Origin of the sequence: Anabaenopsis sp. FSS-46 (genome assembly GCF_029891665.1) — a bacterium.
In the GTDB taxonomy this organism is placed as follows: Bacteria; Cyanobacteriota; Cyanobacteriia; order Cyanobacteriales; family Nostocaceae; genus Anabaenopsis; species Anabaenopsis arnoldii.
Genome location: NZ_JANQDG010000077.1, coordinates 1 through 21,850 on the forward strand (window position 1 = coordinate 1; position 21,850 = coordinate 21,850).

The 21,850-nt window shown below is 42.2% G+C and carries 22 protein-coding genes; 13 read left to right on the plus strand and 9 right to left on the minus strand.

The genetic code is table 11. The features are described 5' to 3' along the window. Positions 1-229: 229 nt before the first annotated feature. Positions 230-1,528 carry a glutamate-1-semialdehyde 2,1-aminomutase gene (hemL, locus tag NWP21_RS08765; RefSeq protein WP_280792394.1) on the minus strand — a complete coding sequence of 433 codons (1,299 nt, stop codon included), beginning with the start codon at positions 1,526-1,528 and terminating at the stop codon, positions 230-232. Between the two features lie 186 nt (positions 1,529-1,714). Here hemL and hisIE point away from each other — a divergent pair, with 186 nt between their 5' ends. Both hisIE and NWP21_RS08775 read left to right on the plus strand, forming a co-directional pair. Then, positions 1,715-2,365, plus strand: coding sequence for a bifunctional phosphoribosyl-AMP cyclohydrolase/phosphoribosyl-ATP diphosphatase HisIE (gene hisIE / locus NWP21_RS08770; RefSeq protein WP_280792395.1), 651 nt, complete (start codon positions 1,715-1,717; stop codon positions 2,363-2,365). A gap of 474 nt (positions 2,366-2,839) precedes the next feature. Beyond that, the gene (locus NWP21_RS08775) at positions 2,840-3,058 is read left to right on the plus strand and encodes a DUF2811 domain-containing protein (RefSeq protein ID WP_271730677.1); all 219 of its coding nucleotides are present in this window, start codon (positions 2,840-2,842) and stop codon (positions 3,056-3,058) included. 364 nt (positions 3,059-3,422) lie between these two features. On the opposite strand, the gene NWP21_RS08780 is transcribed toward NWP21_RS08775, so the two are convergent. Continuing rightward, a complete protein-coding gene (locus NWP21_RS08780; protein ID WP_271730676.1) occupies positions 3,423-4,142 on the minus strand; it encodes a response regulator transcription factor in 720 nt (239 codons plus the stop codon). Between the two features lie 695 nt (positions 4,143-4,837). On the opposite strand from NWP21_RS08780, the gene NWP21_RS08785 reads away from it, so the two are divergent. Beyond that, a complete protein-coding gene (locus NWP21_RS08785; protein ID WP_271730675.1) occupies positions 4,838-5,464 on the plus strand; it encodes a CPP1-like family protein in 627 nt (208 codons plus the stop codon). A 106-nt stretch (positions 5,465-5,570) separates the two neighbouring features. Here NWP21_RS08785 and NWP21_RS08790 read toward each other — a convergent pair whose 3' ends face one another. From NWP21_RS08790 to NWP21_RS08800, 3 genes are all read right to left on the minus strand, one after another. Next, positions 5,571-6,272, minus strand: coding sequence for an HAD family hydrolase (locus NWP21_RS08790; RefSeq protein WP_280792396.1), 702 nt, complete (start codon positions 6,270-6,272; stop codon positions 5,571-5,573). A gap of 39 nt (positions 6,273-6,311) precedes the next feature. After that, positions 6,312-7,343 carry a 4-hydroxyphenylpyruvate dioxygenase gene (gene hppD / locus NWP21_RS08795; RefSeq protein ID WP_280792397.1) on the minus strand — a complete coding sequence of 344 codons (1,032 nt, stop codon included), beginning with the start codon at positions 7,341-7,343 and terminating at the stop codon, positions 6,312-6,314. A 189-nt stretch (positions 7,344-7,532) separates the two neighbouring features. Then, positions 7,533-8,318: a phosphate ABC transporter ATP-binding protein gene (locus tag NWP21_RS08800; protein ID WP_280792409.1), complete on the minus strand. Its 786-nt coding sequence runs from the start codon at positions 8,316-8,318 to the stop codon at positions 7,533-7,535. Between the two features lie 515 nt (positions 8,319-8,833). On the opposite strand from NWP21_RS08800, the gene NWP21_RS08805 reads away from it, so the two are divergent. From NWP21_RS08805 to NWP21_RS08825, 5 genes are all read left to right on the plus strand, one after another. Then, complete coding sequence (locus tag NWP21_RS08805; RefSeq protein WP_280792398.1) at positions 8,834-9,844, plus strand: PstS family phosphate ABC transporter substrate-binding protein; 1,011 nt, start codon at positions 8,834-8,836, stop codon at positions 9,842-9,844. A 109-nt stretch (positions 9,845-9,953) separates the two neighbouring features. Continuing rightward, positions 9,954-10,868 carry a phosphate ABC transporter permease subunit PstC gene (gene pstC / locus NWP21_RS08810; RefSeq protein ID WP_280792410.1) on the plus strand — a complete coding sequence of 305 codons (915 nt, stop codon included), beginning with the start codon at positions 9,954-9,956 and terminating at the stop codon, positions 10,866-10,868. Between the two features lies 1 nt (position 10,869). Continuing rightward, a complete protein-coding gene (gene pstA / locus NWP21_RS08815; RefSeq protein ID WP_280792399.1) occupies positions 10,870-11,793 on the plus strand; it encodes a phosphate ABC transporter permease PstA in 924 nt (307 codons plus the stop codon). After that, positions 11,787-12,581 carry a phosphate ABC transporter ATP-binding protein PstB gene (gene pstB, locus NWP21_RS08820; protein WP_280792400.1) on the plus strand — a complete coding sequence of 265 codons (795 nt, stop codon included), beginning with the start codon at positions 11,787-11,789 and terminating at the stop codon, positions 12,579-12,581. The genes pstA and pstB overlap by 7 nt, the downstream gene beginning before the upstream one ends. 361 nt (positions 12,582-12,942) lie before the next feature. Beyond that, positions 12,943-14,451, plus strand: a complete 1,509-nt coding sequence (locus NWP21_RS08825; protein WP_280792401.1) for a UbiD family decarboxylase — start codon at positions 12,943-12,945, stop codon at positions 14,449-14,451. An 80-nt stretch (positions 14,452-14,531) separates the two neighbouring features. On the opposite strand, the gene NWP21_RS08830 is transcribed toward NWP21_RS08825, so the two are convergent. Then, positions 14,532-14,684: a nicotinate phosphoribosyltransferase gene (locus NWP21_RS08830; RefSeq protein ID WP_280792402.1), complete on the minus strand. Its 153-nt coding sequence runs from the start codon at positions 14,682-14,684 to the stop codon at positions 14,532-14,534. A 467-nt stretch (positions 14,685-15,151) separates the two neighbouring features. Between NWP21_RS08830 and NWP21_RS08835 the strand changes: the two genes are divergently transcribed. The 3 genes from NWP21_RS08835 to NWP21_RS08845 all read left to right on the plus strand — a co-directional run bounded on the left by NWP21_RS08835 (position 15,152) and on the right by NWP21_RS08845 (position 18,224). Then, a complete protein-coding gene (locus NWP21_RS08835; RefSeq protein WP_280792403.1) occupies positions 15,152-15,751 on the plus strand; it encodes a nicotinate-nucleotide adenylyltransferase in 600 nt (199 codons plus the stop codon). Further along, entirely contained in the window at positions 15,712-16,458 is a 747-nt protein-coding gene (locus NWP21_RS08840; RefSeq protein WP_280792404.1) for an NUDIX domain-containing protein, read from the plus strand. Before NWP21_RS08835 ends, NWP21_RS08840 begins: the two co-directional genes overlap by 40 nt. An 83-nt stretch (positions 16,459-16,541) precedes the next feature. Next, a complete protein-coding gene (locus tag NWP21_RS08845; protein WP_280792411.1) occupies positions 16,542-18,224 on the plus strand; it encodes an NAD+ synthase in 1,683 nt (560 codons plus the stop codon). On the opposite strand, the gene NWP21_RS08850 is transcribed toward NWP21_RS08845, so the two are convergent. Then, the gene (locus NWP21_RS08850) at positions 18,221-18,901 is read right to left on the minus strand and encodes a tetratricopeptide repeat protein (protein ID WP_271730663.1); all 681 of its coding nucleotides are present in this window, start codon (positions 18,899-18,901) and stop codon (positions 18,221-18,223) included. The two genes, NWP21_RS08845 and NWP21_RS08850, sit on opposite strands and share 4 nt — an antisense overlap. A 337-nt stretch (positions 18,902-19,238) precedes the next feature. Between NWP21_RS08850 and NWP21_RS08855 the strand changes: the two genes are divergently transcribed. Together NWP21_RS08855 and NWP21_RS08860 are read left to right on the plus strand one after the other, a co-directional pair. Beyond that, positions 19,239-19,571, plus strand: coding sequence for a YbjQ family protein (locus tag NWP21_RS08855; protein WP_271730662.1), 333 nt, complete (start codon positions 19,239-19,241; stop codon positions 19,569-19,571). Positions 19,572-19,966: 395 nt separating this feature from the next. Next, positions 19,967-20,587 carry a hypothetical protein gene (locus tag NWP21_RS08860; RefSeq protein WP_280792405.1) on the plus strand — a complete coding sequence of 207 codons (621 nt, stop codon included), beginning with the start codon at positions 19,967-19,969 and terminating at the stop codon, positions 20,585-20,587. A gap of 78 nt (positions 20,588-20,665) precedes the next feature. Here NWP21_RS08860 and NWP21_RS08865 read toward each other — a convergent pair whose 3' ends face one another. Together NWP21_RS08865 and sufR are read right to left on the minus strand one after the other, a co-directional pair. Further along, on the minus strand, positions 20,666-20,926 hold the full coding sequence (locus NWP21_RS08865; protein WP_271730660.1) for a hypothetical protein: 261 nt from the start codon (positions 20,924-20,926) through the stop codon (positions 20,666-20,668). A 38-nt stretch (positions 20,927-20,964) separates the two neighbouring features. After that, on the minus strand, positions 20,965-21,648 hold the full coding sequence (gene sufR, locus NWP21_RS08870; protein WP_271730658.1) for an iron-sulfur cluster biosynthesis transcriptional regulator SufR: 684 nt from the start codon (positions 21,646-21,648) through the stop codon (positions 20,965-20,967). Between the last annotated feature and the right edge of the window lie 202 nt (positions 21,649-21,850).

Below are 21,850 nucleotides of genomic sequence, written 5' to 3' on the forward strand. Positions count from 1 at the left end.
TACTCTTGACAAAATGTACCTTATTCTTATTGATAAAAACCTTATTTTATTGATAATCATCAACGGAGGATTAAGGTTTGGGGGTTTGCGAGCGATCGCTCTCACGAATGTTAAGAAAGATCCGGGTAATGGATAGCCTTGATTAGGGGAGGGTTACTGTGGGTTAAAACCTCTGGATACTCTGTTTTTGGGCTTGTGTGTACAGCGTCAGTTGAGAAACCGGGGGAGTTTAAAGACTAGACAGCACTTCTCTAGCAACGGCTAAAGTCTGGTCAATATCTGCTTCACTGTGCGCCAAACTGGTAAAACCAGCCTCAAACTGAGAAGGTGCTAAATAAACGCCGCGCTCTAACATCCCGCGATGGAAGCGACCAAATTTAGCCATATCAGACTTTTTGGCATCTTCATAGTTATGAACTGGTCCACAGGTGAAGAATAAGCCAAACATGGCGCTAATATGACCACCACAAGCAGGGTGACCAGTTTCTTGAGCAATTTGCAGCAACCCATCTGCTAACTTCTGAGTAATTTTATCTAGATACTCATAAGTACCAGGTCTTTGCAGCAGTTCTAAGGTCTTAATCCCGGCGGTCATTGCTAAAGGATTACCAGACAAAGTTCCCGCCTGATACACCGGACCCGCAGGGGCTATCATTGACATGATGTCCCGGCGACCGCCGTAGGCTCCCACGGGTAAGCCCCCACCAATCACCTTACCTAAGGTGGTCAGGTCTGGGGTGACACCAAATTTCTCCTGAGCGCCACCGTAGGCAATACGAAACCCTGTCATTACTTCGTCAAATACCAGTAATGCCCCATGCTCCCGGGTGATTTCTCTTAAACCTTCTAGAAACCCAGCATCGGGAGTAATAAACCCGGCGTTGCCAACTACTGGCTCTAGAATCACCCCAGCAATTTCGTCGGGGTTTTCTGCAAACAAGGCTTTGACTGCTTCTAAGTCGTTATAAGGCGCTGTGAGGGTGTTCATGGTGGCTGATTTGGGTACTCCGGGGGAATCGGGTAACCCCAGTGTGGCTACACCAGAACCAGCCTTGACTAGAAACATATCGGCGTGACCGTGGTAGCAGCCCTCGAACTTGATGATTTTCTCCCGGTTGGTAAAAGCCCGCATGAGCCGCAGTACTGCCATACAGGCTTCAGTACCGGAATTGACAAATCTCACCATTTCGATGCTAGGAACCGCATCAATGACCATTTCTGCCAGTACATTTTCTAGTACTGAGGGTGCGCCGAAGCTAGTACCTTTTTCTAAGGCCTCATGGAGGGCTGCAATTACTTCTGGATGGGCATGACCACATATAGCTGGCCCCCAAGTACCTACATAATCAATATATTGGTTGCCATCTACATCCCATATGTATGCGTCTTTCACACGGTCAAAAACTATCGGTTGTCCACCTACAGATTTGAAGGCGCGAACTGGAGAACTCACTCCTCCCGGCATCAAGTTTTGAGCAGCAGCAAAGATTTCTTGTGATTTTGTGGTTTTAATTGTGGTATTTACCAAGGCTCTCTCCTAAATTTGGGAAATAATTATCACATTAAAGCACCCTGAACTGCTGTCAAGATGCAGTCTGCTCCAGATAGGAATGTTTTTGTTTAAGCTGAATCATTTTTTCACCAATCATATCAGATGCCATGTTGAGAATGGTATCTTGAATTGTGAAGTACAATATACATAATTTAACTTGTGATGTTTTCTAGTGATCCGGATTCACTACCCCTCTCTATCCCGGTTGATCAGATTTCCTACGATGAACGCGGTCTAGTACCGGCAATTATCCAAGATTACTTGGATGGCACTGTTTTGATGATGGCGTGGATGAGTCGGGAGTCTTTACAAAAGACTTTGGAAACCGGGGAAACTTGGTTTTGGAGTCGTTCCCGCCAGGAGTTATGGCATAAGGGCGCAACTTCTGGACATATTCAGAAGGTGCAAAGCGTCCGTTATGACTGTGATAGTGATGCCTTACTCATTGGGGTAGAACAGTTGGGGGATATTGCTTGTCACACTGGGGAGCGTAGCTGTTTTCATCAGGTGGAAGGAAGAGTGGCTCTACCGCCAGGGGATACTTTGTCCCAATTATTTCAGGTAATTTGCGATCGCCGTGACCACCCAGTGGAAAGTTCTTACACCTGTAAGTTATTGGCCGGTGGGGACAACAAAATCTTAAAAAAGATTGGTGAGGAAAGCGCTGAGGTGGTGATGGCCTTTAAGGATGATGAGGAGGATGCGATCGCCGGGGAGGTTGCAGATTTACTTTACCATACCCTAGTGGCCTTAGCTCATCATCAAGTGGATTTAAAATCAGTATATCGCAAGTTACAAGAACGTCGCCGCTAGCTCAGGCATTGGTCAAAGCCGCCGGAGACAGATGAGAGTTCCCAATTACCAATATTTTGTAATTCTTATCATTACCGAAAATTTTCCTCACTAATTCCACAGGCTTTCCACAGGTATTTTGGTACTTTTCCACAGGTGTTTGACGAATTAATAGGCACTTACAGTTTTACTGGGGATTGTTTGATCCCAATCCCTAGATGTCTAGGTTACTGAGTTTTTGTGAAGTTAAGTAACAAAAAAAAGCCCAAAAGCCTGATTATTAGGTCAACATTTGTTTTATATCCCATGGGATGTAACATTTCGCAGCATTGACAAACCCACCCCCTGTTAGCGCACAATGATGCGACTGGCTTTTATAGTTTGTTCCACCATTGACAGGAAAAATCACCTTAGACGTTGGTGTAGATTGTCAGGTGAAGACAGAACTATGTAGCAACTTGTCTCTCTTGATTGATTTCAGAGAAGGAAAAACTCATGAACGCAGTTAGTATCTTGACGGAAATTCCCGAATCACTACATGAATCCCTTAAAAATTACTTAGAAACCCACCCAGATTGGGATGAAAAAAGAGTCCTGACGGCTGCTTTGTCTCTGTTTTTACTGCAAAATGGCGAAAGCGATGCCCCCGGAGGGCGCGAGCGCCATCGCCGCGCTGCACGTGTATATTTAGAAACATTGTTCCATAACTGCTAAATACAAATGCCCAGCAGCAATTAACCAGAAACACTAAAGTACTGGTAAGTGACTGGGCAAAAATCTTTCTAACTATCTTGAGAAAATTCGATATAATAGTGTACTGTTGTTGTCGCTCCTGCCTGATCATGGACAAGGCAACTATTATGCCCCATGAATGGATGGATGTTGAATACAACTGGGAAGGGATAGGATAGGCCTAGATCGGCTCAATATTTGTAGCTTCAGTAGGTAGGTGGGAAAATCTACGAGTTAGTCATTAGCACTAAAACTTAGCAAGTAATGGCAAGAGTGACAGAATAAAGTTTATGCGTAGCTACCTACTTAGTTACTTAATCAAGAGTTAACGCTCAATAGTATGGACTCAGGAATGAGGTTCCCACTGGGGGGAATGAGTGGGACATTCAAACTTATACCCAACGCCGCGTACAGTTTGAATGAGTGCTGGTTGACTAGCATCGATTTCAATTTTCTTGCGAATTTGACCAATGTGTACATCCACAACTCTCTGGTCGCCAACATATTCATAATCCCAGACCTCTTGAATCAGTTCTGCACGTCGCCAGACTCTACCGGGATGGCTAGCTAAAAAATGCAACAAGTCAAATTCAAGAGCAGTTAAGGGTATTGCTTGGTTGTTGAATGCGACTTCGCGTCGTGCAGGATCAATCATTAACTTTTCAAATACTAGACGTTTTTGTTCAGCAGTAGTCACAATCCGCTGGCGTCTCAAAATTGCGGCTACTCTGACTTCTAACTCTCCGAGTCCAAATGGCTTAGTGAGATAGTCATCAGCACCTTTGGAAAATCCGCGAATTTTGTCGGCCTCGTCGGCGCGACTAGTCAGCATCAAAACGAAAACACCGCTACGACTTTGCATTTCTTGGCAGAGGTTAAACCCGATGACATCTGGCAAATTCACATCTAAAATTACCAAATCTGGGTTAAATTGCTCAAATAGCGTTAAGGCTGTTTTACCATCCTCAGCCGCCTCCACCTGATAGGTCTGCTTAATCAAAAAGCGTTGGATTAAATTTCTGACCGCAGGGTCATCATCAACTACAAGAATCTTGGCGGGAGCCATGACCATCACTTTGCACAAAAATTCCTAAGATTAACACAGACGGGGGATTGCGTAAAAAACGCAGTTTCCACTTTAGGGGTTATTTAAGACTCTACAGAGCTAAGGAATGCATTTCCTGATTATCCAAAATAAAATAATTGTGTCATCAGAATTGAGGGAAAATCAAACTAAGAGGATTTTGAATACCTGTATTCTAATTATCAAGATTCATGTGTACCAGACCGTTGTTCTCAATGTCCGCCATAGCAGTTCCTTTACCTGGTAGAGTTTGCTTTCCCAATTGAGTGGGGATTTAAAACTTTTCAATTCTAAATCTATATGCGGATACATACCACAAGCTATTGTGAGGCCAAGTACTAAAAATTGCTCCGAGATGCTCTAAATTGCGAAATTTAGATACATAAAACTTAATTTTTTTCTAAAAAATGCGTTGGTAGCACCTCTATTTAAAATTATAGAGTAAAGAAGTCATTTACCAAAGGGACGCGGTGAGAAACTGTGTAAGAGCAATGAGCAATATGTTAAAGTTAATGTAGTTACAAATTTCCACTTACCCCAACTAACCCATGCTACTATACCTTGTAGGGTCTAGAAATGGGTTCATACGTTGGTTGGGCTCAAGATAAAACCTAAAGTTGTTTTTCCAAACACTCAAACACTGCCCCTGACTAAGGCTAAAGAAAGTATAAACTCCCATGAGCGATCAAAATCCCTACGAGAAACTTGGGGTATCGGAAGATGCTAGCTTCGATGAAATTCAGGATGCTCGTAATCGCCAATTGGAGCAATACAATGGCGATGCCAAGAGTATAGAACTCATTGAAGTGGCTTACGATGCGATTCTAATGGATCGCCTCCGGATGCGCCAAGAAGGTAAAATTAAGGTACCCGAACGAATCAGGTTTCCAGAATTGCGGGTGCAATCCCCTGCAAAAGAAACTCCCAACCCTCCGCAGCAGTCTCCAGCATGGCTGCAACGAATGCGAGATCAACCCTCGCCTAGAGATATACTCTTACCCGGAGCTTGGTATTTGGGTTTAAGTTCCATGAGTGTGTTGACTCCATCCCCAGGCGGTCAGGTTTTACAATTGGCTTTAGTCTTAGGTGTAGGAGTCAGTATTTACTTCCTCAAACGCAAGGAAGATAAGTTTGGTAGGGCAGTTTTATTGACTTTGGTGGGTTTAATTGTCGGTTTAATCGCTGGTGGGCTAATTGCTAACTGGCTCCTGCCGCAGATAAACTTGGCACAGATCAGCTCTGACCAGTTCTCTACAGTGTTGACATTTATCTTGTTATGGCTAATTACCAGTTTTCTGCGTTAAAATCACACATTTATAGTGATCATGGTGACCGCTGAAACAGGAATCTCCCACCCAGCTGCGTGCTTGGTGGGGGAATTGTTAATTAGCATATTCTTAAGATAAGTTACTATGACCCAATTTCTGCCAACCTAGATTCTAGGATAAGTTTGACAGCTGTTCTCAAATCCTCAACAATTACATCTGGATGGTAAATTTCTAATTGAGTGCGATCGCGAATCCCAGACTCCACAGCTATCACCTTAATACCGTATTTCTTCGCCGCCGCAATATCTGCTTCTGTATCCCCAACCATCCAAGTATCACAGGCGGGAGGCAGTTCCGCTAATGCTCGTTCCATCAACAAGGGTTTATCTTCAACGTCACTAGTTTTAACATAGTCGTTGCTCAAGCAATAACGGCGATTTTCTGGGAAGAAATTACCTAATTCATATTTTTGCAGAGCATAATCTAGTTCCCTGACCCGACGCATGGTCATCACCGCCAAATCAATTCCAGCCTGTTGAATTTTTAACAGTGTGTCTACAGCCCCTGGAATCAGGCTGTCATACTGAAAATAACTGTCTGTGTGTACGGTTTTGCGCCGTAACTGGGCAAATTCTTGGGCTTGGGTGTCATCTAAACCACATTTTAAAGCAATTTGTTTTTCAGGGACACGCGATCGCTTGAGCTGCCAAAATTCTGCCCGGGAAAGTTCTTGTACAGATTGTTGGGGATATCGGATCTTCTCCAAACAAAATTGATAAACACGGTAATACCGTTCAGAGACATCCATAATCGGGCCGTCGAAGTCAGTAATTAATCTTAGCATTGGCAAAAAATGTTAATTTTTATGACATTATCTCATTAATTATTGCAAGCTGCCGCGTTTGATTTGTTCGCCTTCAATAGCCTCAAACAAAGCCCGAAAATTACCTTCCCCAAAACCTTGAGCCTGATAACGGCGTTCAATAAACTCAAAGAAAAAAGTGGGTTGTGCAAAAATAGGCTGAGTAAAGATTTGTAGCAGTACTGCATCTTGGGAATCTTCTGGCCAATCCACTAAAATTTCTTGCTCGGCAATGGCCTCAAGTTCTACCCTAGACAGAGGACATCCCCGACGCTGTTGGACTTGTGAATAATAGGTTTGGGGAACCGACAGTAAAGATAGACCACGGGCGCGCAATTGAGTAATGGTACTGATCAAATTAGGTGTCGCCAAAGCGATGTGTTGAACTCCAGATCCGCGATTAACATCGAGAAACTCTTGAATTTGGGAATTGCTAGAAGCTGGTTCATTAATCGGTAATTGTACCCTACCATTACGGGAAACCATGACTTGGCTATATAAAGCAGAACGCTCGGTTTGAATTTTAAAGCTTTGCTGGGGTTGAAAATCGAGAACTTTTTCGTACCAAGCGACCGCGGATTCCAATTCACCCACTGCCACATTCAAAACTATATGATCTATGGCAGTAAAAGTATGATCTGTTGTTTGCTGTGCATGACCCGGTGAGGTTGAAATCAACGTATGAGTTAACCCACCCCAGGCAGCAATTGTGCCACACTGACGCCAAACACCGGCAACCCGGCGTGAGTGGATGGGTTGAATGACTGTAGCCCCGTATGTTTGAGCTTGTGCGATCGCACGAGCCACATCTTCCACAGCAAAAGCCACATCTGCTACCCCTGGTGGGTGTTTGCGTAGAAAATCAGCTACTGGACTTGTATGTAATAACGCTGAGGAAACCCAAAAGTCAACGACACCGTTGCTCACAAATTCCGTACAAGTATGAACCGAACTAAGATGACTACCTACTGCCGTAAACCCCAGGTGGTTTACAAACCAATCCCGCCAGACTTTGGCATCTTCTACATAGAAATGAACGTGATCGATCTTCATAAATCCTGATAATCCAGCACAACAGCTTACCTATGTGTAATTTTTGTCTTTTTTGCTAGATTATCCATTCTTTCCTCATTCATCATATATTATGTTCTTCGGCTAAACACTTATAATATTTGTAGGTTGAGTGGAAAGACATAACCCAAGATAAATTGATTCATTTGCAATTGCACAAAGTAAAATAGCTCAATTAAGGTGGTAAGAAATATAGTCGCGAGTCCGAGAATCAAGAGGATTAGTAAAGATTTTGTTTGTGGTACCAAATTCAATCATTTCACCAATACGATTTTCATTAGTATAAAATAAAGCAGTGAAATCAGATAGGCGCTGTACCTGCTGCAAGTTGTGACTAATAATTACCATTGTCAATTCTGAACGCAACCGCAAACGTTGGATTAAGCCCTCAACTTTGATCCTAGCAATAGGATCAAGAGCAAAACAAGGCTCATCCATGAGGATAACTTGTGGCTTCACTGCCAAAGCACGAGCAATACAGAGTCGTTGTTGTTGACCCCCAGAAAGGTCTAAAGCCGACTTATGTAATTTATTTTTCACTTCCTCCCAGAGATCAGCATCTTTAATGGCAGATTCTACAATCCTGTCTAATTCTGCTTTCGGATGCCAACCCAGTATTTTTACCCCATAAGCGACATTATCATAAACACTCATGGGAAAAAGATTTGGCTTAGGGAGTACTATACTCACTTGACGACGGAGCCGAGTTAAGTTAACACGACGCTCATATATATTTTGATTAAAAAATTCTACCCCTCCCTCAACTCGTACTTTCCCTTCTAATTCAATCATGCGATTGAGGCATTTCACAAAAGTAGACTTTCCACAACCACTAGGTCCAATAATTGCAGTTACTTTGCCCTGATAAATATCCATGGAAACATTTTGAAATATCTTTTGAGTATTGTAATAAAAGCTGAGATTTTTCACTTTAATCGCGGAAATTAGTTGATTCATACTCAAAAAACGCTGGGGCAATAAATATTGACTAAACAAAACCTGAAAAGTCATGAGTAATCTTTCTTGATTTGTGCAATCAATATGGAGTTTTTGTAGTGCCTAATTGCCTACTAGTAAATGTAAAAATTACGCGAAATATATCACGTAATTAAAATTTACGAATTGACAGCACATAAATTTTTGCATTACTTAATTGACTGCAATGAAGATGATTAATTTCTGGATATAACTTGACCCAGACATGGCTATTCTTATTCACTCCCATATTCATTAAATGATAAGTTTGTCAAGCCTACGTTCTAAATTTTATCACAAGTAAAAAAAGAATACTCGGTTAACACTCGATATTAAATTCCTATTAACCAAAAATTAACTTAAGGATGAACTGCTTATGTCAACCTTCTTAGCAGTGGATAAATTTTATATTCACTAAGTTCTTCACCCAATCACAGCATCATCTCTTGAAGGCGATGAGGCGAAGGCTAAATCTACAAAAAACTAGGAGTTTGGGAATGAATAAAATGAACTTGAAGCTTCATAGCTTGACAGCATTGGGTCTGGTTTCCATGATAGCCACCACCCTAGGGTTCTCGATTTCTGCGGTGCAATCTCAAAGTGTCAAAACTGTGCAAATCGATGGTTCTAGTACAGTTTTTCCGGTTACTGAAGCCGTAGCAGAAGAATTTCAAAAAGCTCAAAGAGGGGTGCGAGTAACCGTTGGTGTGTCCGGTACTGGTGGTGGTTTTAAAAAGTTTTGTCGTGGAGAAACAGACATTTCTGGTGCTTCCCGTCCCATCTTACAAAAAGAAATGGACGAATGTAAAGCTGCCGGTATTCGCTACATAGAGCTACCAGTGGCCTATGATGCCTTAACCGTAGTAGTTAGCAAGCAAAATAACTGGGTAAATAACCTGACAGTTGCGGAACTGAAGAAAATCTGGGAACCCGCAGCCCAAGGAAAGGTAAATAACTGGAATCAAGTGCGAGCAGGTTTCCCTAACGCATCATTAAAGCTGTTTGGACCTGGTGCTGACTCTGGTACTTTTGACTATTTCACCGAGGCTATTGTAGGGAAATCCAAGTCTAGCCGTGGTGATTTTACTGCCAGCGAAGATGATAATGTTTTGGTACAGGGTGTTGCTCGCGACAGAAATGCCTTGGGCTACTTTGGTTTCGCCTATTATTCAGAAAACACAGATAAGCTCAAAGCAGTATCTATTAATGGTGTAGCACCTTCAGTAAGAACAGTAGAAAACGGTACATATAACCCCTTGTCTCGCCCCATTTTTATTTACGTAAGTTCTAAGTCCATCGACAAGCCAGAAGTCAAGCAGTTTGTTGATTTTTACCTAAAAAATGGAGCCAAACTCAGCAGAGAAGTGGGATACGTTGGTCTACCTGCTTCAGCTTATACTACCGCCCAGAGGCACGTTAACACCAAGAGATTTGGTACTGTATTTGGTGGTAAAGAAGCTGTTGGTGTCAAAATTGCCGATGTGTTAGCACGTCAAGCAAAAGACTAATTTCGGGGCTGGATTTTGAAGATTTTGTCAACTTACCAAAGAGATTTACTGGTGGTACTTCTCTTTGGATATTGGAATTGCTCATCATGGCTGTTTAGATATTTCCAAAATGAAGATTGCCCAAGGAATTGAGTTTTCTCCCAAGTCAGTGCGAGATTTACGGGAACGGGGGATTGAGGCTGTGCTATTTTTAGCAGCCCTGTCTTCTGTGGCCACCACGGTGGCAATTATTGGTGTTCTACTTTATGAATCTGCACTTTTTTTTCAACAGGTGTCTTTGTGGGAATTTATTACCTCCACCCAGTGGACACCCCTGTTTGAAAAGAAAAATTTTGGAATTTGGCCTTTAGTTTCGGGAACTTTAGTCACTACATTAGTTGCTTTATCAGTAGCAGTACCCCTAGGTACAATTATTGCTATTTACTTGAGTGAATTTGCTCCCCCTGTAGTCCGGGAGGTCGTTAAGCCAACCTTAGAATTACTAGCTGGTATTCCAACAGTAGTATACGGTTATTTTGCATTGTTATTTGTCACACCCCTCTTGCAGCAAATTTTACCAGACTTACCTGGTTTTAATATGCTCAGTGCGGGGTTAGTCATAGGGATTATGATTATTCCCTATGTCAGTTCTTTAAGTGAAGATGCCATGCGTGCAGTACCGGCATATCTGCGAGAAGGTTCCTATGCAACAGGGGCTACTCGCTTACAAACAGCTTTAAAAGTTGTCATACCCGCCTCAATTTCCGGGATATCAGCCGCCTATATTTTAGGAGTTTCCCGGGCTGCGGGGGAAACCATGGTAGTAGCTATTGCTGCGGGGGGACAACCCAACTTTACCCTTAATCCCATGGAGCCAGCCGCCACTATGACTGCCTACATAGTATCGGTCAGTCTCGGTGACTTACCCCACAATAGCTTAGAATACCAAACAATCTTCGCTGTGGGACTGGCTTTGGTGTTGATGACTTTGGTTTTCAACATTATTGGTCATTTTCTGAGTAAGCGCTACCGGGAGATTTATTGATATGACAAATCTCAAGCTTCAGGAAGCCCGGAAGGCCATTAGCAATAACAAGCGCTCAGAATATATTTTTGGGATCATCAGCCTGTTATCAATGCTAGTTGCCATCATCACCTTGTTGGCGCTATTTTTGGATTTGTTGCACGATGGGTTACCCCGGCTTTCCTGGCAGTTTTTCACTTCTTTTCCCAGTCGCAGACCAGGAGAGGCTGGTATTCTCTCTGCCTGGGTAGGTACTATACTGGTGATGTTAGTCACGGCATCCTCTGCAGTACCCATTGGCGTGGCATCGGGAATTTACCTAGAAGAATATGCCCGCAAAAATTGGATATCTGATTTAATCGAAATTAATGTTACTAACTTGGCGGGCGTTCCTTCGATTATTTATGGGCTTTTAGCTTTGGGTGTGTTTGTTTATGGATTGAACCTGGGTGAAAGTGTCATTACTGCCGGGTTAACTTTGGCGCTACTAGTTTTACCTATAGTAATTGTTGCTACTCGTGAGGCTATCCGTGCTATTCCTAATAGTATTCGCGAGGCTGCTTATGCAACCGGGGCTTCTAAGTGGCAGGTAATCTGGGATCACGTTTTGCCCTACTCCACAGGAACAATTCTGACTGGTGTGATTGTGGCCTTGGCGCGGGCTATTGGTGAGACTGCGCCTTTAATTACTATTGGGGCTTTGACATTTATTGCCTTCTTACCTGAACCCCCAATCACGAGTGATTTTCCCTTCATTTCATTTGCTTGGTTATCTGCTCCTTTTACTGTGCTGCCAATTCAAATGTTTTCTTGGGTATCTCGTCCCCAAACTAGCTTTCAGGTGAACGCTGCGGCAGCGGGTATTGTTCTGATTGTGATTACTTTGTCCATGAATGCTGTAGCAATTTATTTCCGTTATCGTTTACGCAGTAAAATCAAATGGTAGAAACAGGATATTCCAAACTGAACAAGCCCTTAAAGGCGGCGGTTAATAGTCTTAATTTTTACTATGCTGGTACAGTCCATGCTCTGAAGAACATTAATATGCCAGTGGCTGAGAAGCAGGTTACGGCATTGATTGGACCATCTGGATGTGGTAAAACTACCCTACTACGTTGTTTCAACCGGATGCATGACCTCTATCCGGGTAATCGCTATGGAGGAGAAATCACTCTAGAACCAGATGGGGTCAACCTGCTAAGTCGTAAAGTTGACCCCATTGAAGTGCGAATGCGGATTAGTATGGTGTTTCAAAGACCTAATCCTTTTCCTAAGTCTATTTATGAAAATGTGGCTTATGGTTTGAGGGTACGGGGTGAAACTAGACGTGACATTATTGATGAGAAAGTAGAAACAGCTTTGCAAAGTGCGGCTTTGTGGGATGAAGTCAAAGACCGTCTGAGTGATTTAGCTTTTAACCTTTCTGGTGGTCAACAGCAAAGGCTCTGTATCGCCCGGGCTTTGGCTACTGAACCGGAAATGGTACTATTTGATGAACCAACATCTGCCCTAGACCCCATAGCTACTGCCAGCATTGAAGAGTTAATTACTCAATTGAAAACAACAGTGACGATTTTGATTGTCACGCATAATATGCAGCAAGCAACTCGTTTATCTGACTATACGGCATTTATGTATTTGGGCGAATTGGTGGAGTTTGATCAGACAGGGGTCATTTTTCATCACCCTTCTGAGGCAAAAACGGCAGATTATGTCAGTGGTCGTTTTGGATAATCTTTTGTTTCCACAATTTTAGTGGCAAAAAACAAAGCTAGCAGGTAGCTGGCTACCTGCTGCTAGCTAAGTACATATATCATCGCCATGTTTGATTAGGGTAGTGCTGATTCCCTATACTGGATTAAAATAACTTGACCCCAACTAGTTTGGGGTTAAGAAAAGTTCACTACTGGGTTAATTTACCGTTAAACTTAGATATCAAGGGGAAATTATTGTAGTAGGTGGGTATTTTTGGCTTATTTACCCATTTTTTGACGGTTTGCAAGATGACTTTGCCAGCTTAGTTAAAGCTAATCATGAATTAATATTAAGAAAACATATTACATATGTTTTCTTCCTATTCACCTTTATTATAACCATGGCCAGAGACTTACGGGGATTCATCAAAATTCTGGAAGAAAGAGGACAATTAAAGAGAATTTCCGCTTTAGTTGACCCAGAATTAGAAATTGCAGAAATTTCCAACCGGATGCTACAAAAAGGTGGGCCAGGGTTACTATTTGAGAACGTTAAAGGCGCATCGTTCCCGGTGGCGGTTAATTTGATGGGAACTGTGCAAAGGATATGCTGGGCAATGAATATGCAGCATCCAGAAGAGTTGGAAACTCTGGGTAAAAAGCTGGGTATGCTGCAACAACCAAAACCACCAAAAAAGATTTCCCAAGCTATAGACTTTGGGAAGGTGCTGTTTGATGTAGTGAAGGCTAAACCAGGACGAGACTTTTTCCCACCTTGTCAACAAGTGGTAGTCCAAGGTGATGATTTAGATTTAAATAAGTTACCCTTAATACGTCCGTATGTAGGCGATGCCGGTAAGATTATCACTCTGGGATTAGTAATTACCAAGGACTGTGAAACGGGTACGCCCAATGTAGGTGTGTATCGCTTGCAACTGCAATCTCGAAATACGATGACTGTTCACTGGTTATCTGTGCGGGGTGGGGCTAGACATTTACGCAAGGCTGCTGAATGTGGTAAAAAGTTAGAAGTGGCGATCGCTCTGGGTGTAGATCCTTTAATCATTATGGCTGCGGCAACACCCATTCCTGTAGATCTATCAGAATGGTTGTTTGCAGGACTCTATGGCGGTTCCGGTGTCAACCTAGCAAAATGTAAAACTGTAGATTTAGAAGTTCCCGCAGATTCAGAATTTGTCTTGGAAGGGACAATTACACCAGGGGAAGTATTACCAGATGGCCCCTTTGGCGACCATATGGGTTACTACGGTGGTGTGGAAGATTCTCCGTTGGTGCGCTTCCAATGTATGACCCACCGCAAAGACCCCATTTATTTAACCACTTTTAGCGGTCGTCCCCCCAAGGAAGAGGCGATGATGGCGATCGTCCTGAATCGGATTTACACTCCTATTTTGCGGCAACAAGTCTCGGAAATTGTGGATTTCTTCTTACCAATGGAAGCCTTAAGTTACAAAGCTGCGATTATTTCCATTGATAAAGCATATCCAGGACAGGCGCGACGGGCTGCTTTGGCGTTTTGGAGTGCCTTACCCCAATTTACTTATACTAAATTTGTGATTGTGGTGGATAAAGATATCAATATTCGTGATCCGCGTCAAGTAGTATGGGCTATCAGTTCCAAAGTTGATCCCTCTAGGGATGTATTTATTTTGCCTAATACACCCTTTGATACCTTAGATTTTGCTAGTGAGAAAATTGGTTTAGGTGGACGCATGGGTATTGATGCGACTACGAAAATACCACCCGAAACAGACCACGAATGGGGCGCACCTCTGGAGTCAGACCCCAATATAGCAGCGATGGTAGATAGACGCTGGGCTGAGTATGGTTTAGCGAATTTAAAGTTAGGGGAGGTAGATCCCAATTTGTTCGGCTACGATATGCGGTAAAAAGTATTACCCCCTCTTCCCTAGGGAGGAGGGGGAGATCAGGATTGTCTGCTTGATTCATTGGTGTGGAATTTCCAGAACTACCAACTGTTGGCTGTTCCACGTCTATAGGGTTCCCCTGTAAATGGCTGTACACCAATCACCGGATAAGCATCGTCAGTAGGTGTAAAAATCCGCATTACGGCTTCAGAAACATACTGCATGATGCTAGCTAATCTGTTTGAAATCGCCATATGAGACTCCTTGCTGAGTCGCGTTGGTTTTAATTTATCTACTTTAGTACTGATGTTGTCCACAAGATTAAAATTGCAACATATTATAAATATGTGTAATCTTTATTTGGTTATCTTTGCAACAGTTTATATTCTGGCTAAGTTTTACTTATGTTGATATTTGAGATTTTTCACAAAACCTTGCTCAAAAATTAGCAGTAAATATTGGTAGAAATTACTATTAAAATAAGTTAAATAATGGCAAATTATCAAATAATCCCCATGGTTAAATTTATGTTTAGAGGACTCATATAACTTTATGCCGGGGCTAAGTTGACATTATATATAGTAAAATCTACTATAACAAAGGGGGAAGATGTGGTAAAAATACTCTGGCATGGCAAGTGATCCAGAAGATTAGAAAATTGTAATGTATGAATTATGGCTATTTAAACGCAAATGATAGGTAAATTACCCAAAGGTAAAATATGAAAATTGCTTTGTTTGGTACTAGTGCGGATCCGCCGACAGCTGGACATCAAAAGATTCTGAGGTGGTTGTGTGAGGTTTATGATTGGGTGGCGGTTTGGGCTGCTGATAATCCTTTTAAGTCTCATCAAACACCTTTGGAACATCGGGCAACAATGCTGCAATTATTGATTGCGGATATCGATACCCCACGCAGCAATATTACTTTAGAACAGGATTTGAGTAGCTTTAGAACTCTGGAAACTGTGGAAAAAGCCCAGGCTCGCTGGGGTGATGATACTGAGTTTACATTGGTGATTGGTTCCGATTTATTACATCAGTTACCGCGTTGGTATCGTATTCAAAATTTGTTGCAGCAAGTAGAACTATTAATTGTGGCTCGACCGGGATATGCCATAGATAAGTATAGCTTGGAACCGGTGAAAAATTTAGGCGGTCAAATTGCGATCGCTAGCTTAACCGGTATAGATGTTTCCTCCACCGCCTATCGTGAACATGGAGATACTCAAGCCCTGACTCCCCCAATTATCGCTTATATTCATCAACAGCATTTGTACAAATGCCAGGACGCAACCACAAAAAGATACCAAGTCTGCTAAATCAACAACCTTGGGCTGATTTTAAAGTTGGTGTTGATAACGTCATTTTTTCTGTAGATACCGCTCAAAATCGGCTGCTAGTGCTTTTAGTCATGCGACAGCAAGAACCATGTTTAAATTCCTGGAGTCTTCCGGGTACTTTAGTACGTAAAGGAGAATCCTTAGAAGATGCTGCTTATCGGATTATGGCAGAGAAAATTAGAGTAAATAATCTCTATTTAGAGCAGTTATACACCTTTGGCGGACCAAATCGCGACCCTAGAGAAACTACTAATGGTTATGGTGTACGTTATCTATCCGTGAGTTACTTTGCTCTAGTCAGGTTTGAAGAAGCAGAACTAATTGCAGAGCAAGTGACTGGAATTGCTTGGTATCCAGTCAAAGAAGTACCGCAATTAGCCTTTGATCATAATCAAGTTTTGGCTTATGGACACAGACGCTTAAGAAATAAGTTAGAGTATAGTCCCGTAGCTTTTGACATTCTACCCGCCAGCTTCACCTTAAATGATTTGTATCAATTATACACCACAGTTTTAGGGGACAATTTCGCCGACTATTCTAACTTTCGGGCGCGTTTACTCAAGTTAGGTTTTTTATCCGATACGGGAATTAAAGTATCACGGGGTGCTGGTCGTCCGGCTAGTTTATATAAATTTGATGCAGAGGCGTTTGCTCCTTTTAAAGATAAAACTTTAGTCTTTATTTAATAGCTTATCCTCATCTTTGTGCATCTGTGAGAAATTCGTTATATGGTGTACCTCACACAGGAAAAAATTGCTATATACCAACCATGAAAATTGCGATCGCTCAACTAAATCCTACTATTGGTGATTTGTCCACTAATGCTCAGAAAATTCTCGAAGCAGCCCAAAAAGCAGCCAATCAAGGTGCGCGTTTATTATTAACCCCAGAACTTTCCTTGTGTGGCTATCCCCCGCGAGATTTATTACTAAATCCTAGTTTTGTCACAGCTATGGGGATGACATTACAACAGCTAGCTACAGATTTACCGCCCAATTTATCTGTATTGGTAGGAACTGTTTCCCCCAATTTAAAAGCTGATAGCACTGGGGGAAAAAGTTTATTTAATAGCATCGCTTTGTTGACAGAAGGGAAAGTAAAACAAGTTTTTCATAAGCGACTTTTACCGACCTATGATGTCTTTGATGAAAACCGCTATTTTGAACCAGGGCTACAAGCTAATTATTTCACCCTAGATAATCTTGATATTGGTGTAACTATTTGTGAAGATTTATGGAACGATGAAGACTTTTTAGGAAAACGTAATTATGCCGTTAATCCTATTGCTGATTTAGCGATTTTGCGTGTAGATTTGATTGTCAATTTGTCAGCTTCACCCTATAGTGTTGGTAAACAGCAGTATCGAGAATCTATGCTCAATCATAGTGCGGTACGTTTTTCACAACCAATGATTTATACCAATCAAGTCGGGGGAAATGATGATTTAATTTTTGATGGACGTAGTTTTGGTTTAAATCGTCAGGGTGAAATTGTCTGTCGTGCTCGTGGTTTTGCCACTGATTTGGTCATAGTTGAATTTGATCAAGCCCGGGGAGATTTACAATTGAGTTCTGTGGCACCGGTATATCAGTCAGAAGAGGAAGAAATTTGGCACGCCTTGGTGTTGGGAGTGCGAGATTACGCCCAAAAGTGTCATTTTTCTAAAGTTTTGCTGGGTCTAAGTGGGGGAATTGATTCAGCATTAGTCGCCGCCATCGCCGCCGCGGCCGTCGGTAAAGAAAATGTCATCGGTGTACTGATGCCTTCTCCTTACAGTTCAGAGCATTCTGTAACTGATGCTTTGGCATTAGCGGAAAATTTGGGTATTCAAACTACTATCTTAAAAATAGGGGAATTAATGTCAGGGTTCGATCACACCTTGGCTGACTTGTTCGCTGGTACTGAATTTGGCATTGCTGAGGAAAATATCCAATCCCGGATTCGTGGTAATTTATTGATGGCGATCGCTAACAAGTTCGGTTATCTCTTATTATCTACCGGCAACAAGTCAGAAATGGCAGTGGGTTATTGCACCCTTTACGGTGATATGAATGGTGGCTTGGCTGTAATTGCTGATGTTCCCAAAACCCGTGTTTATTCACTGTGCCACTGGTTAAATAGTAATGGCGAAATTATTCCCCACAATATTCTCATCAAACCACCCAGTGCTGAACTCAAACCCGGACAAGTTGATCAAGATTCTCTACCCTCCTACGAGATTTTAGATGACATCTTACAACGCTTCATCCACAACCACCAATCAGCAGCCCAAATTGTCGCCGCAGGTCATGACCGGTTCATTGTCAATCGAGTCATTCAAATGGTCGCCCGTGCTGAATTTAAACGCAGACAAGCACCCCCAGGATTAAAAATTACAGATCGTGCCTTTGGTACTGGTTGGCGAATGCCAATTGCTAGTAACTGGGGTGCTGTCGAAAAAGTTGTTAATTAACCCCCTAGGTCTCTCAACATCCCATTAATCCTATCAACTCCAGCGGTGTCATTTCTCCGTTGATACAAGTTACGAGCTGTCTGTAGTAATTGGTTGGCGCGGGCTGTATTTCTTCGCTGTTGATACATCTTAGCCATCAACTCATAAGTTTGGGGATTATTGGGGTCTAGTTTAATTGCTTCTTCGTAAGCCCAATTAGCAGCAGTAAAGTCTCCCAGACGAGATTGGGTGAAACCTAATCCCAAGTAGGCATTTAAATGGTTACGGTTGAGTTGGATAGCACGACGGTAAGACTCTTTCGCCCCATTAATGTCATTCAAGTTAACTTTAATGTAACCCATGGCGTAATGAAAATCGCTATTATTCGGGTTAATAGCGATCGCTCGACGATAGGAGGCTAGGGCTTCTGGAAATTTTCCTTGTTTAGCATACAGGTAGCCTATCCCAGAATGAATTCTGGCATTCTTTGGTTCTATCTGAGCCGCTTGTTGATAAATGGCGATCGCCCCATTATAGTCCTGGTCTCTTACCAGTTTCTGCCCTTCCTCAAACAGTCTCCTGACTTGGGAGTTATTGGTTTGCGCCATCAGTATTTGGCTCTGAGCCATGGAGGGTATGCTAACGGTAGTCAGTCCTAAGCATAGAATACTAACTACAAGTGAAATGGGCTTGTACATAGTAAAATTCCGTCAATTATTATAGGGGAGGTTTTTGTACATTAAAACAAAAATTATCAGTTTTGAAAACCACATTTATTTACTCTGGCCAAATTTAAATATCTGGTTAATTCAGATACTTTTTTACAGGACAAGACAGCCTGAGTTGATATTCAATATATAGTATTCACTATATCCTATCAATCAAGTATTTGGACAAAACGCCTAGTTTAATGAGTTTTTCTCATCGTAAATATAAGTTTTTTATTACCAATAATAGAATAACTAAGGGTATAAATGACGGACAATACACGACATACACCCGCCAAAGACTAATCTGCTATTACGGGGTTAATTTATGATTCTCACTACAACTGATGTGATTCAAGGTGCCATTATTGAATCATATTTAGGGATTGTCACCGCGGAAGTTGTGTACGGGAGTAATTTCATCCGCGATTTTTTTGCCAGCATTCGAGATATTATCGGTGGGCGTACTGCTAGTTATGAGCGACTATTTGAGCAGGGACAACGCAAAGCCATAGAAGAATTAGAAAAACGTGCACATGCTTTAGGTGCAGATGCTGTAATTGGTATTCAATTTCATACTGGTACTATCAATATCAATGTTGAACAGACCGGCGTTATGTTGCTAATTACCGCCACAGGTACGGCTGTGAAAATACGTTAGCTTGTTAATAGTCTTTTGTCCGGTGGCTAATGGGTAATCACAACAGATGAGATTACCCATTTTTGTGAGCATGACTAAAAGGCCGCATCTGATTTCTTTGACAAAGTCCTATGAAACCTCACGCCCACCCTCTAATTATTAAGGAGGGCGAGAAAGAATCTTGTTGCTCGCTCCTCACATAACCTCAAACAATCAAGACATTAATAATCGATGGATTAGCTATAAATTTATTAATTAATTGCATTTCATCCTACTGAAGATAGAGTAATTAAGTCATGCTGTTGATAGATATTAAAAATCAAAGCTAGGAATTTAATTTAAAGCATAAGCATGACTCAAAAAAATGAATATACTTGAGAAAAACTTTGCTGACAAAGCAATGGAGAAAATTAACTATGTCATACATAAATCGTGTAGGCGATGAAGTTATTAATGAACCACAACTAGGAGCTAGAGTCGCTGAATATCATGACCGGGTGCGTTGGGGACCAATCATTGCCGGTGTATTGGTAGCCCTAGCTACTCAATTAATCTTGAGTTCCTTATTTGGTGCTATCGGCGCAGCTAGCATTGCTGGTTCTGGATCCCCCAGGACTATAGCCCCTGATGTTGCTGCTAATGTGGGAGTCTGGTCAACCCTAGCTTTGTTGATATCCTTGTTCATTGGTGGTTGGGTGACAACTCGTACTTGTGGCCCCATGAATCGAAATACAGCCCTACTCAACGGCGCAATTCTCTGGGCTACTACTATCGCCCTGAGTTCTTGGTTATTAGCAACCGGAGTATGGGGTACTTTTGGCGTGGTGGCTCCCAATATTGCAGTAGTACCAGCACCTGAACTAGGCACACCCCCACCGGAAACGGCTGTAACTGCTGAACAAGCCCGCCAAATTGCTGGGGCTACTTCTAGAGCTTTGTGGTGGTTTGTGTTGGGATCCCTGTTAAGTTTAGCTGCGGCTCTTATGGGGGCTGTTGTGGGCGCTCGCAGTCCTAGAACTAACAATTATCGGACTTAAATGTGGTACTTAAAATTACATAAAGTTCATCGCTAAAAGTACCTTTTTGAAGGTGCTTTTTATTGCGGTGTGGAATTTTTACCACTTCAAATATGAAGCTTCAATTCCCTGCTCTCGCTTAATTTTGGCATCCTTTTCAAACCAAGTAATCAGCTGCTGGGTGCTTAGGTCTTCTATAGCAACACCGTATTCTTGGGCTATATGCTGTAAAAGTTTGAGGGATGAAATTGTTAGTCTGGTGAGAAACTTTTCCGAAGAAGACAACAAGGCGCTATCAACTTGTGCCGACTCTTCTAAGGTGAGAAATTGTGCTGAAGGTTGCTGTGGTAGTATATCCATATATTTAGTTGTTGAATGTAAGTCAAAATTATTACTACTTACTCATCTGTTTGTTCTGGTCGCCCTTGCACTAAATACCCGCAACGATGTTCACCATTGATAATCCAATGGGTTCGCTCTACGTGACAATCTGGTAACACCGCCGCAAACATTTCTAATTCATGACCGCAGATGCTAGGGAAGGACTCGGCAACATTAGAAATGGCACAATTATGTTCCATGAAGATAAAGCTATCACCATGGGAGGATTCCACACAGTGATACTCAGCCATGAATCCTTCAGCCTTTCTGACATTGACTAAATTAGCTACACGCTCTTGGAGTGAACCCTTACCGACGCGATCGCGGTATTCTTGGGCTTTCCTCTCCCACTGTTTCTGTAAAATCGAGCTAACTTGTTCACGGCCTACAGTTTCCGCTAAAGTGTCCAGCAGTGACACCGCAAACTCGCCGTAGCGGTCGGCTTGGTGAGTGCTCAAACTTCTTTGTAGGCGATCGCGTCCCCGAGGGCTTAATTTATAGATATGTTGCGGCCGCCCCATCCCTACTTGTACAGATGTATACAGAACTAGCTCCTCCGTCTCCAAATCCTTCAGGTGACGACGGATGGCTTGCTTGCTGACATCTAAAACTTCCGCCAACTCAAAAGCAGTTGCTTGTGAGCGTTTAAGCAGATACTCGAGAATATCTTGCTTTGTCGAGGTTTGGTGAGTAATCTCCATTTTCCCTACAAGACGCTGCGCGAACGTCCCCAAAAATTTTTTTAGAAAATTTGACTTTAACAACATTCTTGTTGTTAATTTAGCGTAAAATGAAAATAAATTAAACAACCCGCAAGTTGTTTTACTCCCCAATTACTATTCTAACAGATGTGTAACCACTCGGTCACACCAGCGGAGAATAGACGCACACCATAGCCCCTCT